At 37.6% G+C, this 14,326-nt stretch carries 14 protein-coding genes; 12 read left to right on the top strand and 2 right to left on the bottom strand.

Translation table 11 applies throughout. From position 1 onward, the window contains the following. Positions 1-3 precede the first annotated feature (3 nt). A complete protein-coding gene (lnt, locus tag V6R96_RS11000) occupies positions 4-1,638 on the top strand; it encodes an apolipoprotein N-acyltransferase (protein WP_336378938.1) in 1,635 nt (544 codons plus the stop codon). Between the two features lie 266 nt (positions 1,639-1,904). Here the strand turns inward: lnt and V6R96_RS10995 are convergent, their stop codons facing one another. Continuing rightward, positions 1,905-3,617 carry a T9SS type A sorting domain-containing protein gene (locus V6R96_RS10995; RefSeq protein ID WP_336378939.1) on the bottom strand — a complete coding sequence of 571 codons (1,713 nt, stop codon included), beginning with the start codon at positions 3,615-3,617 and terminating at the stop codon, positions 1,905-1,907. Between the two features lie 240 nt (positions 3,618-3,857). Here V6R96_RS10995 and rpmB point away from each other — a divergent pair, with 240 nt between their 5' ends. The 6 genes from rpmB to V6R96_RS10965 all read left to right on the top strand — a co-directional run bounded on the left by rpmB (position 3,858) and on the right by V6R96_RS10965 (position 6,311). Continuing rightward, positions 3,858-4,100, top strand: a complete 243-nt coding sequence (rpmB, locus tag V6R96_RS10990) for a 50S ribosomal protein L28 (RefSeq protein ID WP_002976757.1) — start codon at positions 3,858-3,860, stop codon at positions 4,098-4,100. Between the two features lie 6 nt (positions 4,101-4,106). Continuing rightward, entirely contained in the window at positions 4,107-4,289 is a 183-nt protein-coding gene (gene rpmG / locus V6R96_RS10985) for a 50S ribosomal protein L33 (RefSeq protein ID WP_007841812.1), read from the top strand. 19 nt (positions 4,290-4,308) lie between these two features. Beyond that, positions 4,309-4,461: a DUF4295 domain-containing protein gene (locus V6R96_RS10980; RefSeq protein ID WP_002976755.1), complete on the top strand. Its 153-nt coding sequence runs from the start codon at positions 4,309-4,311 to the stop codon at positions 4,459-4,461. Positions 4,462-4,558: 97 nt separating this feature from the next. Then, entirely contained in the window at positions 4,559-5,038 is a 480-nt protein-coding gene (locus V6R96_RS10975; RefSeq protein WP_336378940.1) for a RidA family protein, read from the top strand. Beyond that, complete coding sequence (gene ftsY, locus V6R96_RS10970; protein WP_111960541.1) at positions 5,035-5,988, top strand: signal recognition particle-docking protein FtsY; 954 nt, start codon at positions 5,035-5,037, stop codon at positions 5,986-5,988. The genes V6R96_RS10975 and ftsY overlap by 4 nt, the downstream gene beginning before the upstream one ends. A gap of 68 nt (positions 5,989-6,056) precedes the next feature. Continuing rightward, positions 6,057-6,311 (top strand): GlsB/YeaQ/YmgE family stress response membrane protein, encoded by a 255-nt coding sequence (locus V6R96_RS10965; RefSeq protein WP_111960539.1) that lies wholly within the window; start codon positions 6,057-6,059, stop codon positions 6,309-6,311. A 71-nt stretch (positions 6,312-6,382) separates the two neighbouring features. Here V6R96_RS10965 and sppA read toward each other — a convergent pair whose 3' ends face one another. Further along, complete coding sequence (gene sppA, locus V6R96_RS10960; protein ID WP_336379141.1) at positions 6,383-8,137, bottom strand: signal peptide peptidase SppA; 1,755 nt, start codon at positions 8,135-8,137, stop codon at positions 6,383-6,385. A 21-nt stretch (positions 8,138-8,158) separates the two neighbouring features. On the opposite strand from sppA, the gene folK reads away from it, so the two are divergent. The 5 genes from folK to fmt all read left to right on the top strand — a co-directional run bounded on the left by folK (position 8,159) and on the right by fmt (position 14,301). Next, the gene (gene folK / locus V6R96_RS10955; protein WP_111960537.1) at positions 8,159-8,575 is read left to right on the top strand and encodes a 2-amino-4-hydroxy-6-hydroxymethyldihydropteridine diphosphokinase; all 417 of its coding nucleotides are present in this window, start codon (positions 8,159-8,161) and stop codon (positions 8,573-8,575) included. A gap of 21 nt (positions 8,576-8,596) precedes the next feature. Further along, a complete protein-coding gene (locus V6R96_RS10950; protein WP_111960535.1) occupies positions 8,597-9,706 on the top strand; it encodes an outer membrane beta-barrel protein in 1,110 nt (369 codons plus the stop codon). Between the two features lie 59 nt (positions 9,707-9,765). Then, positions 9,766-11,202, top strand: a complete 1,437-nt coding sequence (locus tag V6R96_RS10945; RefSeq protein WP_111960533.1) for an OmpA family protein — start codon at positions 9,766-9,768, stop codon at positions 11,200-11,202. A 77-nt stretch (positions 11,203-11,279) separates the two neighbouring features. Further along, on the top strand, positions 11,280-13,199 hold the full coding sequence (locus tag V6R96_RS10940) for an ATP-dependent DNA helicase RecQ (protein ID WP_336378941.1): 1,920 nt from the start codon (positions 11,280-11,282) through the stop codon (positions 13,197-13,199). A 157-nt stretch (positions 13,200-13,356) separates the two neighbouring features. Next, positions 13,357-14,301, top strand: coding sequence for a methionyl-tRNA formyltransferase (gene fmt, locus V6R96_RS10935; protein WP_223560161.1), 945 nt, complete (start codon positions 13,357-13,359; stop codon positions 14,299-14,301). The last annotated feature ends 25 nt before the right edge of the window (positions 14,302-14,326 follow it).

The raw sequence follows: 14,326 nt of genomic DNA, 5'->3' as shown, positions 1-14,326 counted from the left end.
TTAATGAAATACATTTTACTTACGCTCATTTCAGCAATGCTGCTGTCTGTTTCGTGGCCTACTTACGGAGTTCCTTTCTTTATATTTTTTGCTCTTGTTCCTCTTTTGATGATGGAACACGGAATCTCAAAATTTTCATCGTACAAAAGAAAAAGCTGGATGGTCTTCGGCCTTTCTTATCTTTGTTTTGTGATCTGGAATATTGTAACGACCGGATGGCTATATGGCTCTAAGAACCCTGATGGAAGCCATTCCATGATGGCGGTTGTATTTCCCGTTTTGGTTAACTCTTTCCTTTATTCTCTTGTTTTCCAGTGTTACCACTGGTACAAAAATGCACAGGGAACGTATTGGGGATTAGGATTTCTGATTGCCATATGGATGAGTTTTGAAAAATTCCATCTGAACTGGGAACTCACCTGGCCGTGGCTGAATTTAGGAAATGTATTTTCAGATTATCCTAAATTAATACAGTGGTATGACACCCTGGGAGCAACCGGAGGAAGTTTCTGGATCTTATCTATCAATGTTTTGATTTTTTATACTTTAAGAACCTGGGAAGCGGGAAGAAAAAGAAAAGACCTGATCAAAAATACCTCAATGGTTGCTGCTTTGATCATTCTTCCGATGATTATCTCATTGATCAAATACAATAATTTCGACGAAAAACCATCAGGACAGGTTAATGTGCTGATGCTGCAGCCGGATCTTGATCCTTATGCTGAAAAGTATTCAAAAGACAGCCTGACCATTGAAAATGATCTTTTAACCTTGGCAGAAAACAATTCAAAAGGAAAGATTGATTATTATATCGCCCCTGAAACAGCTCTTCCCGGAAGAGGCTCAATTTCCGAAACTGCTTTTGAGAAAAGTCTGCTTTTAAACAATGTGAAAGGATTTTTATCTAAACATCCGGGAGCTGTTTTTGCAACCGGAATTTCTTCACACCGTTTTTATAAAAGCCAGGAGAACATCCCGAAGGAAGCTTATCAGGTTAATCCGGAGCTTTGGGTGGAAAGCTATAATACCGCTATTCAGATTGCACCACAAGAGAAGGTTCAGGTGTATCACAAAGGAAAGCTTGTTCCCGGCGTGGAAATTTTCCCGTACATGAGTGTTTTGAAGCCCCTGTTAGGTGATGCAATGCTTAATCTGGGCGGAACTGTGGCTTCTTTAGGAATAGATGAGGAAAGAAAATCTTTTTCAAACCCCTACAATAAAGGCAGACTGGCACCTATCATCTGCTACGAAAGCATCTACGGAGAATTTACAACGGATTACGTAAAAAAAGGAGCCAACTTCTTAGGCATCATGACCAATGATTCCTGGTGGGGGGTTACAGAAGGGCACAAACAGCTTCTTTCGTATGCAAAGCTAAGGGCTATAGAAACCCGAAGAGAAATTGCACGTGCCGCCAACAGTGGCATATCTGCCCATATCAATGCAAAAGGAGAAGTGGAAGCCGATACTTTCTATGGGGATAAAACAACATTATTCGCCAAAGTGAATCTTTATGAAACGATGACCTTCTATACAAGAGCGGGAGACCTGTTATCAAGATTTTCCATTTTTGCACTGGGCTTTTTACTGTTTTACTTTTTGATTGAAAAGTTTAGAAACAGGACCAAGAAAGCGTAATATCGACCACAAAAGTTACAAAAGATAAACATTTAGTTTTTAGTTTAAATTTTGTGTATAAAAAAGTACACTTAAGTTTTTTAAAATCTAAAGATTTATCCACTACTTATACAATTTATTTGATGGGTGGTTCACAACAATACAACCAAAATAAAAAAAGAACTTTATCCGGTGGATAAAGTTCTTTTTATAATTACAATCTTCACTATAAAAACAGAAAAGCCAGCTGGACGACTGGCTTTTCTTACTAATAGAACTCTTCAGTTTTATTTAATCATAAGTTTTTGAGTGGTTATCTCGTTTTTAGTTGTCAGTTTTAACAGGTAAGCTCCTTTCGTGAGATGTGAGACGTTGATCGACTGATCATCATTCAAAACAATATTCTGCTTTCTTCCGTCCATAGAGTACATTTCAACATCCGAAACTTTTTCTCCCTTAATAAATACTTTCTCTGATGCCGGATTCGGATATACCGAAACCTTGCTGTTAATTATTACATCGCGTGTTCCCAATGCACCTTGTATTGAAGCATTAGAAAAGACCTTTGAAGCATCTATTGATCTTATGCTCCAGTACACATTCTGAACAGAGTGATCCAGATCCAGGAACCAGGATGGTGTTGTTACTATATACTTCGCAATATCAGCGGCTCCGGGTGAAGATCCAACTTTAATCTCATAACGGAGGGCATTCGCTGGGGTTTTATCATCAGATGCACCACTCCATGAGAAATTAAAGCGGTTTCCGGTTTTTGTTAAATGAAGGACTGCAGGAGGTACAGGCTTCAGATTAACTTCGGTTGAAGTATTTTTGAAGATTTTGGTAAGTGAAGGCATGTCCGGATCTGCCCAATCAAATCCGGCCAATAAAATATCCAGACGGTTGTTGTTATCAAAGTCAAATAAATTCACAAAACCCGGGCCTCCTAAAGCATGCAGTCCTGTAGGTATATTTTCAGTAAAACTTTGAGTGGAAGGATTGTATAGAAAAGTTTTTACTATAGCATTGTTATTTTCATCATTTCCCGAAACAATAAAGTCATAGTATCCGTCATTATTCAGATCACCCGTAGCTACAGATGAATCCGAGATCTCAGCAACGCTTATCTGCTTTGTGTTCAGATGCCCGGTTCCATCATTCATCAGTACGGCAAGAAATCCGGAATAACTGTCATCCTGACCTGTAATAACAATATCCTGATAGCCGTCTGCATTGAAGTCTGCGAAATCCATTTTTCCACCCGTCAGGGCAGTAAGATCCTGTGATGCCGTCAGCGTTCCTGCCTGATTCAGATACACTTTACAGACCGGTTGGTCACCCTGCTCCATTCCCAGGATAACAAGGTCGAGAAGATTATCATTATTGAGATCTACAAACTTAAAGCTTCCATTCTGTGTTCCCGGCTGCCAGCCTTTAAAGATCTCGAAATCAGTCCCGGTATTCTTATAAAAATCGAGGTTATTCAGAAAACCCGCCCCTTCAACATATTGCGTTCCGTTAATGGCATAATCTACCTTACCGTCATTATTAAAATCAAAAGCCTCTAAAGATCCGTAGATTTTTCCGTCGAGCACAGCTTCATTAATAAAGCCCGCTCCTGAGTTCCGGAATCTGTAATGCTTATAATTAACAACATCATTATAGCTTAATCCTGTGGAAATAATATCCAGAAGACCATCATTATTAAAATCCATGAATTTTATATCTCCCAGGTGCGTTGCATCTACTCCCAGACTGGCGTAAGGCACCAGCGAAGTTCCGTTATTCCTATATACTTCGTTAAAAGATGTGTCAACATTACCATCCTGATCACTGTCAATTGCTCCGTTGATCACCACATCCTGCTTTCCATCACCATCCATATCGTCTGTAGCAGCCGATCCGTAATAAAAATTTTTCATACCGGTCTGGATCTCTGCATAATCCTGAGCCATAAGTCCAACGGGAAGCATAGATAAAAGAATACAAATTCTCCTCATGTTATTTTTATTTAGATTAATTAAAAACAAAGATAAAACATTCGGATTTGCATTTCCCGGAAAGTTTACATGAAATATATCAGTCACTTGGCTCAGCGTGTCTCGGGAAATATTTTATTTTAAAAATCATGATTATTAATCAGTCAGTTATTTGTAAATATTTTTCAAAAGATTTGTCTATCTAAAAAATTCTTCGTTATTTTGCAACCTCAAATATTATACAAATAAGAACATCGAGATATGTCAAGAATTTGCCAAATAACAGGAAAGCGTGCAATGGTTGGTAACAACGTTTCTCACGCTAATAACAAAACGAAGCGTCGTTTTGAAATTAACTTATTGGAGAAGAAGTTTTACCTTCCGGAGCAAGATAAGCACGTAACACTGAAAGTATCAGCTCATGGATTGAGAGTGATTAACAAGATTGGAATCGAGGAAGCTATTGAAAGAGCTACTAGAAACGGATTGATTAAAAAGAATTAATAAATCATGGCAAAAAAAGGAAATAGAGTTCAGGTAATCCTTGAATGTACAGAGCACAAAGAAAGTGGTATGGCGGGAATGTCAAGATACATTTCTACTAAAAATAAAAAGAACACTACTGAGAGACTGGAATTGAAAAAGTACAATCCTGTTCTTAAGAAAGTTACAGTTCACAAAGAAATCAAGTAATTTATAAATATAATTTACCATGGCAAAGAAAGTAGTAGCAACCCTACAAAGCGGTCAGTCAAAGAAAATGACTAAAGTTGTGAAAATGGTTAAGTCATCTAAGTCAGGTGCTTACGTTTTCGAAGAAAAAGTAATGAATGCAGACGAAGTAGACGGTTATTTGAAGAAATAATCTCCACTTTATTTACAATATAAAAAACTACTCATATTTTGGGTAGTTTTTTTGTTATCTTTGTTCACCAGATGATTAATCAATTAAATATATCCATATGAAAAAGATTTTCATTCTGGTTTTCACAGAAATTTTTCTATTTTCATTCGGTCAAAAAAAAATGAACAATGTAGAATACAAAGGCTCCCCGGAGGTTTTTACCATTAAAGGGCTTTCACAATCGGTAAGTATAGACTGTGGAACTTCTACAATGATTTTACTTTCAGGACAAGTACCGCTGGATGCTTCGGGTAATCTTGTAGGAAACGATGTTGAGAAGCAGACCCAACAGGTTTTTAAAAACATTGAATTCATCCTGAAAGAATATGGAGCTACAGGAAAGGATATTGTAAAACTGGGAATCTTCATTACTGATATTTCCAAAACACCAGACTTTAGAAAAATCCGTGACTTATATATCAACCTTCAAAATCCTCCCGTAAGCAGTCTTGTGGAAGTGAGCCGTCTTTTCAGAGATGACGTCCTTATAGAAGTAGAGGCTACGGCAGTTATAAAAACAAATAAGAATGAACTATGAGTTGGTTTAAAAATATTTTCAAAAAAGAAGAAAAAGAAACTTTAGATAAAGGTCTGGAAAAATCCAGCCAGGGTTTCTTTGAAAAAATGACGAAAGCCGTAGTCGGTAAAAGCAAAGTAGATGATGAAGTACTGGATAACCTGGAGGAAATACTGATTGCATCTGACGTAGGCGCATCTACAACCATCAAAATCATAGAAAGAATTGAAGAACGCGTTGCCCGCGATAAATATGTGGGTGTAGGCGAACTTGACAATATTCTCCGTGAAGAAATCTCCGGGCTGCTTCTTGAAAACCCTCATGCAGGAACAGGAAATATAGACAGTTCAAAAAAACCGTATGTCATCATGGTAGTTGGCGTGAACGGAGTTGGGAAAACCACTACAATCGGAAAACTTGCTCACCAGTTTAAGTCTGAAGGAAAAAAGGTTGTCCTTGGTGCCGCAGATACCTTCAGGGCGGCAGCGGTAGATCAGCTGACCATCTGGAGCGAAAGAGTGGGAGTTCCTATCGTAAAACAGGATATGGGGTCAGATCCGGCTTCTGTGGCTTTTGACACGGTACAGAGTGCTGTTGCACAGGGTGCAGATGTAGTGATTATTGATACTGCGGGAAGACTTCATAATAAAATCAACCTGATGAATGAACTTTCGAAGATCAAAAGAGTCATGCAGAAAGTAATTCCAGATGCTCCTCATGAGATTCTTCTGGTTCTTGACGGGTCTACAGGACAGAATGCATTTGAGCAGGCAAAACAGTTTACAGCAGCCACAGAAGTGAATGCATTGGCCGTAACAAAGCTTGACGGCACAGCTAAAGGCGGTGTTGTTATAGGGATATCAGATCAGTTCCAGATTCCGGTAAAATATATAGGAGTAGGCGAGAAGATGCAGGATCTTCAATTGTTTAATGGTACAGAATTTGTAGACTCTTTTTTCAAGAAAAGATGATATTTATCATATTTTATCTTTAACTTAGATATCAAATTTTATACATTAACAATTAAAAATTTAGAACTATGGGAATTTTAACTTGGATCATATTTGGTCTTATCGCAGGTGCAATTGCAAAGCTTATTATGCCTGGAACACAAGGTGGCGGTTGGCTGATGACGATTATTTTAGGAATTGTTGGAGCTTTCGTAGGAGGATTTATAGGCAGCCTTTTGGGATGGGGAACTACAGACAGTTTCGATTTCAGAAGTATGCTTTTAGCCGTAGGAGGAGCACTTATCGTTCTCTGGATTTACGGAATGGCTACTAGGAAAGGCTAATACGAGTAGATAAAAAATAAAATCCCGGAACTGAATTCAGTCCCGGGATTTTTTGTACAATATAATTTAGTTTAGTTGATTTTGATCTGGTAAGGCATTTCCATTTTCACCTCAGACTGCAGTTTTTGATCTGTAATCTGCTGAAGAATTTCATAGTTGGCTTTACCTATTTTATTTTTAATGATTCTTGCAGAAATATCTTCCTCATTCAGATCTTTGAAAAATTGCTCAAATGGAGACATTCTTTTAGGATAAGAAGACACATGATAAGATTTCAATCCTGCTTTCTGTGCTGCAAACTTTACCGCATCATTCAGAGTTCCAAGCTCATCGACAAGACCGATCTCCTTAGCACGTACCCCACTCCATACTCTTCCTCCGCCAACATTGTCAATCTGCTCGAAAGTCTGCTTTCTGTTCTGCGTTACGAAATGCACAAACCTTTTATAGGTTCCTTCCACACTTCTGGTGATCAGGTTTACTCCGTAAGGGGTAACGCCGTTCAGAGGTGAATAATATTGAGAATTGGCATTGGTAGCAACAATATCAGAACGGATACCGTTTTTGTTTGCAATATCCTTATAATAAGGTATCACTCCGAAAACTCCGATAGACCCTGTCAGCGTATTAGGCTCTGAATAAATTTTATCTGCAGCCATCGCAATATAATATCCTCCTGAAGCTGCATAGTCTCCAAAAGAAACTACCAATGGCTTTTTCTTTTTAAGCTGCTGTAATTCAAATAAAATTTCATCTGAAGCATTAGCACTTCCTCCCGGAGAATTAATTCTGAAAACAACCGCTTTTACTTTATCATCATTCTGAAGATCTTTGATGTATTTTATATATTTTTCAGAATAGATCTCGTTATAACCGTCACCATTGTTAATTCCTCCTGACGCATACAATACAGCTACTTTCTCTCCGGACTTATCTTCATCTGCATAAGAACTGATATAGCCCGATAATGATACTTTATTCAACTTTTCCTTTTCTTTAAGGCTAAGTTTTGATTTTATCATCTGATCATACTCTGTTTTCTGGATCAGTTTGTCGGCAAGCTTGTACTTTAATCCTAACTCAGGGATCATCCCGTATAAGCTGTCAACAACCATTTTAAACTGTGCAGTATCAATTTTTCTTGAAACGGCCATTTTAGTGGATGTATTTTTCCAGATATCATTTAAAAGAGTACCCAGCTGTTCTTTATTTTCAGGAGAAATATCATTTCTTAAAAAAGGTTCAACCGCTGATTTAAATTTCCCATGTCTTATCACTTCTATACCGATTCCATATTTATCAGCAAAGTCTTTAAAGAATGTCACCTCAGTAGCCAGCCCTTTCAGTTCTATCATTCCTGATGGGTTAAGATAATACTTGTCGGCAACAGAACCTAAATAATAAGAGGCCTGGGAAACAGCATTTCCATAGGCATATACAAATTTTCCGCTCTTTTTAAAGTCTTCAATAGCATTTCTTATATCATCAATCTGGGTCATGCCTGCATGAAAGTTATCAGCTTCAATACTTATCCCTTTAATATGATCATCTGTCTTAGCTTTTTTAATAGCTTCCAGCACATCATAAAGCATTACGCTCTTGCTTTTGTCACTGATATTGAAGAGGCCCATTTCCTCTTCAGTAGGGCTGTCTATTATATTAGTCTTTAAATTAATTGTAAGAACAGAATTATTTTTCACCACAACAGATTTGTCATTCCCCATAGAACTGAACACAAGCATCATAATGAAAAAGACGAAAAATAAGGCGCATAATAGGACAATAGCCACTATATTTGCCAATACGTTTTTAAAGAAACTTCTCATAAAATCAATCAATTTTCCAATATGTCGCAGCATAAGGTAGTTTTGTTACTAGGAAGTAACCTGGGAGATCAAAAAAAAAATTTAGAACTGGCTTTAAAAAAAATCAGTGAGGGCGGTAATTACATTTCACAAACAAGCGAATTTTTAATAACCGAACCTGTAGAATTTGTTAGTTCCAATATTTTTTGTAATATTGCATCAGAAATATTCACGTCTTTCTCGCCAATACAACTGCTTGATTTTATTAAAAATATAGAAGTTGAGATGGGAAGAACTAAAGATTCATCTGCATCTGGCGGTTATAGCGATAGAATAATAGATATTGATATCATTAAATATAACGATCTGAAATTCAGATCAGAGAAATTAGAGATACCCCATCAAAAGCATTTATATGAAAGGGAATTTTCTAAAATATTATTGAAAGATTTTATCTAAAATAAAACATAAAAAACATATATGAAATTAGGTTTATTATTATTGGCCACACTACCTATCGCGGCTTATGCCCAGGATAGTACCACAGTAAACTCATCTAGTGAGTACCCTAATACCTTCTCTTCAGGTTCCGCTAATGTACAGCGTTTTGACAACAAAGCCAGACGTTTCAACGACTGGTCTATTTCCGTTGGTGGAGGTGCTGCATTCATGGCGCATTCTGATCTTAGATCTTTTTATGACAAAAAGGTAAACTGGGGGTATAATGCTTACGTAAGTATTGATAAGCAGATCACTCATGTTTTTGGATTAAGCCTTATCTATCAGAGAGGTGAAACAAAGCAGAAAGCAATGTTACCGGGTTCAGCAGGTGCTGCAGCCGGAGTAGGTACAGCAACTACCAAGTTTGATCAGGTTGCTTTAATGGGAGATGTTAATTTTTCCAATTTATTGAGAAGAGTTGATAATCATTCTCCTTACAGATGGGCACTACACGGTTATGCAGGAATAGGATTCCAAGGTTACAACACTTCTTTGCATGACGGGAATGAATTCAGATGGAGCGAAAATCCGAAGAGAATTCCTTTATTTATTAATAAGGAGTTCGACATTAACTCTTTATACTATCAGTTTGGAGCAGGATTAAAATACAAAGTATCTAAACTTATCGACATTGAAGCAAGAACAATGTATATCATAAGTGGTGATGATGAATTTGACGGAGGCGGATGGGCTGATCCCAACGACTACGATCCGGCAACTCCAGGTTCAAAGTATAATATGATCAGTGATTCAAGATCTGATAATGCCTGGACTGTGACTTTAGGAGTTTCTTTCAAGTTAGGGAACAAATTATCACACTTGGCATGGCATGACCCACTTCAGGAAGCATACTACAGAACAAGCGTTTTAGAAAATGCAGCTACAGAACTTGTAGTATGCGAAAAAGGAGACGCGGATAATGACGGTGTATGTGATGACTGGGACAGACAGCTTGATACTCCTGCAGGAGCAAGAGTAGATGGCGCTGGTGTAGCTTTGGATATGGATCTTGACGGAGTGATTGATCTGTATGATAAATGCGTAACAGTTCCCGGCCCTGTTGAAAACAACGGTTGTCCTACAAAATAAGAAACAACTGTTTTTATTACAATAAAATCATTTAATTAACTAAAATAAAAAAATACACTATGAAATTAAGTTTAGCAATTGTAGCATTAGCAATGGCAATTCCAGCCGCTAGCTATGCGCAAGACTCAACAGCAGTTTCAAATGGAGAATATCCAAACACATTTTCTTCTGGTTCTGCGAATGTTTCTCCGTTTACCAATCAGTCAAAAAGATTCAATGACTGGTCTATTTCAGCCGGTGCAGGTGTACCCCTGTTACAGTCAGGTGATTTAACATCTATCAAGAATGGTAACGGTAAAAACCTTTTTGGTTACTCTGCTTATGTAAGTATTGATAAAGCGATCACTCATGCGTTCGGTTTAAAATTACAATATGACAGAGGTGAAACAAGACAAGGATGGTTCAACACTAAAGATGCTGCTCCAGATGCAACAGCTGTAGGTGCAAGAACTCAGTATGATGCGATCTCTTTATTGGGAGACATCAACTTCTCTAATCTATTGAGAAGAGTTGATAATCATTCACCTTTCAGATGGGCGCTTCACGGGTATGCAGGTATAGGTACTATTGCTTACAGAGCTTATCAGAAAGATATTAACGGACAAAGACTTGCTACTGAAGTTAAACCTTTCAAATTAGGTTCAATGTTCATGCAGGCTGGTACCGGTTTAAAATACAAAATCAACAACAGACTTGATCTTGAAGGTAGAGTAATGTATGTAGTAACTGGTGATGATGAATTCGATGGAGGAGGTGACAAATACAGTGCGATCAACAAACGTGAAGAGCAGGTATCAGATAACTTCTTTAATGCTACTTTAGGTCTTACCTTGAAATTAGGAAAACACGAATCTCACCTAATGTGGCATGATCCGTTGCAGGAAATCTATTACAAACTTGATGTATTGGCTAACAAAAACCAGGATATTGAAGTATGTAAAAAAGGTGATGCTGATAACGACGGAGTTTGTGACGATTGGGACAGACAGCTTGATACTCCTGCTGGTGCAAGAGTGGATGGTGCTGGTGTTGCTCTTGATACTGACCTTGACGGTGTAATTGACCTTTACGACAAGTGTGTAACTGTTCCTGGACCTGTTGAAAACAACGGATGTCCTACAACAACTGCAGGACCTGTAGTAGAAACAGAAACTAAGCTTGAAGGAATTGAGTTTGATTTAAATTCTGACAGAATTTTACCTTCAAACACTCCGATCTTAAATAATGCTGTTTCATATATCAACTCTTCAAACGGTGCGTATAACGTAATCGGAGCTACAGATACAAGAGCTTCTGATGCTTATAACCAAAAGCTATCTGAAAGAAGAGCGAATAGCGTTAAAAACTATTTGATCAAAAACGGAGTAGAATCTTCTAAACTGAACGCAATCGGTAGAGGTGAAAAAGACCTTAAATACCCTGAGTGCGAACCAGCTACTAAATGTCCTGAATGGAAAAACAGAGCTAACAGAAGAGTATATTTCGAAGCTAAATAATACAATTATTAGTAAATATATCAAAGCCGTGCCATGCACGGCTTTTTTTGTTGTAATAGTTTTATTACTTTTACCTTATGATTTCTCAGCAGGATTTCCAAAAATTAAAATACGATACCCTAAAATATTTTTGGGGCTACGATGCTTTCAGAGATTCTCAGGAAGGAATTATCGATGCTGTCATTAATGAAAAAGACTGTCTCGTCCTTCTGCCTACGGGAGCAGGAAAATCTCTTTGCTACCAGCTTCCAGCCTTATTGAAAGAAGGGACCTGCCTTGTGATCTCTCCCCTTCTTGCATTAATGAAAGATCAGGTAAGCCAGCTTAAACATCGGGGTATCGAAGCAGAATACCTGTCCTCCGAGCTTGATGAATATGACGCAGAAGCTGTCTACGACCGCTGTAAAGACGGGCTTACCAAACTTCTTTATGTATCTCCGGAAAGACTGACCAATATACAGTTTCTTCAAAATATTGACGAAATTAAGTTATCATTTATAGCCGTAGATGAAGCCCACTGTATTTCAGAATGGGGACAGGATTTTCGTCCCAGCTATCAGAATATCAAAGAATTCAGAAAAAATCATCCTAAAATTCCCTGTCTTGCTTTAACAGCCACTGCAACTCCCAAAGTTTTGGAAGAAATCAAGAATAAACTGGAACTTAAAAATCCGTTTGTTTTTCAGAAAAGCTTTAGGAGAGAAAATATCAGGATATTTTTGGATGAAGTTTCTGACAAATTTCAGCGTGTTTTTGATATTTTAAAGCATAATAACGATTCCGGAATTGTTTATGTAAGAACCCGGAAGGATGCAGAAATGCTGGCCGAATTTCTCAAAAAAAACCAGATAAAAAATGTAGATTATTTTCATGCCGGTTTAACGACGAAAGAGAAAAACGCCAAACAAACTCACTGGAATAACAGTGACAACCAAGTTCTTATCTCAACCAATGCTTTCGGGATGGGAATAGACAAAGACAATGTCCGCTTTGTGATTCACTTCTCTCCTGCTCCGTCACTGGAAAATTATTATCAGGAGATCGGAAGGGCAGGGAGAGACGGTAAAGACAGTTTTGCGTTTCTTCTTTGGAATAAACAGGAATTACTTAATTTTGATGAAATCCTAAAAAACCAGACCCCCAGCAAAGCTGAATTTTTAAAAATCATCACCTATCTCTACTCTATTTTCCAGGTTGCAGAATTTGAACTTCCGGAAAAAGTTTTTCAACTGAACATTCAGGGGATACAGAATTTTACCAGGCTGTCGAAAGCCAAGATCAGCAATGTCCTTAATTTCTTGCATAATCAGGAAATCATCTATCATAATGACAACAAAAGCCTGTCTTCATTGGAGCTTCTCTTCAATGCTGAGGAAATAGACCAGCTGCCTCAGAAAGATGCTTACTTCATAGAACTTCTGCTGCGTACTATATCAGGAATTACCACGCATAAAGTAATGTTCAGTGAACTACAGGTCAGCAATAAGATTGGGGTAAGTGTTCCTCTTATTAAAGAAAGACTTAAAGAACTCCAACAAAAAAATTATCTGGAATATGTAGACGGTGCCCTCTCAAGTATTAAATTCCTGAAACCACGTGATGAAAGAGCTATTAATGCCGCTTATTGGAAACTTTTTGAACATATTCAAAAAAACAAAATTCAGAAGTGGGAAGAGATTAAGTTTTTTATAGAAAATAATGATTACTGTAAGATGAAACTTATTCTCGCTTATTTTGGAGAAAAGAATACAAAGAACTGCGGCCAATGCTCAGTCTGTGAAAAAAACAAGCAATCCATTTTCGGAAAAAATATTTCCCAACAGATCATTAATCTGCTGGCTAAAAAACCTTCCACCATTGAAGACCTTTCCGTACAGCTTAATTATCATTCTAAAAACAACATTTTAGAAAACCTGATTTTTCTTTTAGATTCGGGGAAGGTAAAGATGTTGAATTTCAGGACATATGCGTTGAACATGGGTAATGGTGAATCGTGAATTTTACTTCGCAAGTGAATAGTGAATTTTAGACCTCAGATATGATACATGAGATTCCAGACTCTTTAACTCTTACTTATTCACCGTAAAATTCTCAAACCCTATTACTCTCAAACCCTATTACTCTCCAACTCCCAAAAACCCTTATCTTTGCAGTATGAAATCATTGAAAGTCGTTTTTTTAGGAACCCCGGAATTTGCAAAAACTTCTTTGGAAGCTATCCATCAGTCGAATCATGAAGTTGTAGGTGTTGTCACTGTTGCCGATAAAGCCAGCGGCCGCGGACAAAAAATCAATCAGTCACCTGTAAAGATCTATGCTTCAGAAAATAACATTCCTGTTTTTCAGCCGGAAAAATTGAGAAATCCTGAATTTTTAGAAGAACTCAGAAAACTGGATGCTGATGTTTTTGTGGTGGTAGCTTTCAGAATGATGCCCAAGGTTCTTTTTGAAATGCCTAAAATGGGAACTTTTAACCTTCATGCGTCTCTGCTTCCTGATTACCGGGGTGCGGCTCCTATTAATTATGCAGTGATCAACGGTGAAGAAAAAACCGGCGCAACGACATTTTTTATTAACGAAAAAATAGATGAGGGAAATATCCTTCTTCAGGAAGAGCTGGAAATTTTACCAAATGAAAACGCGGGAAGTCTTCACGACAGATTAATGGTAATGGGCTCAAAGCTGGTCGTAAAAACACTTGACGGTTTAGCTGAAAACTCAATTGTAGAAAAGCCTCAACCGCATGTTGAACATCCTAAAAATGCTTTCAAAATTTTCAAAGAAGACACCAGAATTGATTGGACAAAAGCGTCAAAAAAGGTTCATCAATTTATCTTGGGAATGTCGCCCTATCCAGCTGCTTTTACAACTTTAAAAATCGGCGAAGAAGAAAAAGGATTAAAAATATTCGGTGGGAAATTTGAAATTTCAGATCATGGAAAACCTTCCGGAACTTTGGATATTTCTAAGAATGAGTTTAAAATCTATACAGAAGATGGCGCTTACTTTCCCCAGGAGCTTCAGCTTGAAGGCAAAAAAAGGATGAACGTGAAGGATTTCCTTAATGGATTTAGAAATTTTGAGGAAATAAGCAGGTAAGTTTGAGAAAGAGATGTGGGGAGTA

The sequence above is a fragment of the Chryseobacterium sp. CCNWLW53 genome, assembly GCF_037083525.1.
GTDB classification, from domain to species: Bacteria; Bacteroidota; Bacteroidia; order Flavobacteriales; family Weeksellaceae; genus Chryseobacterium; species Chryseobacterium lathyri.
Note: the sequence above shows the minus strand (reverse complement) of the source record. Positions and strands in the feature narration are given on the sequence as shown.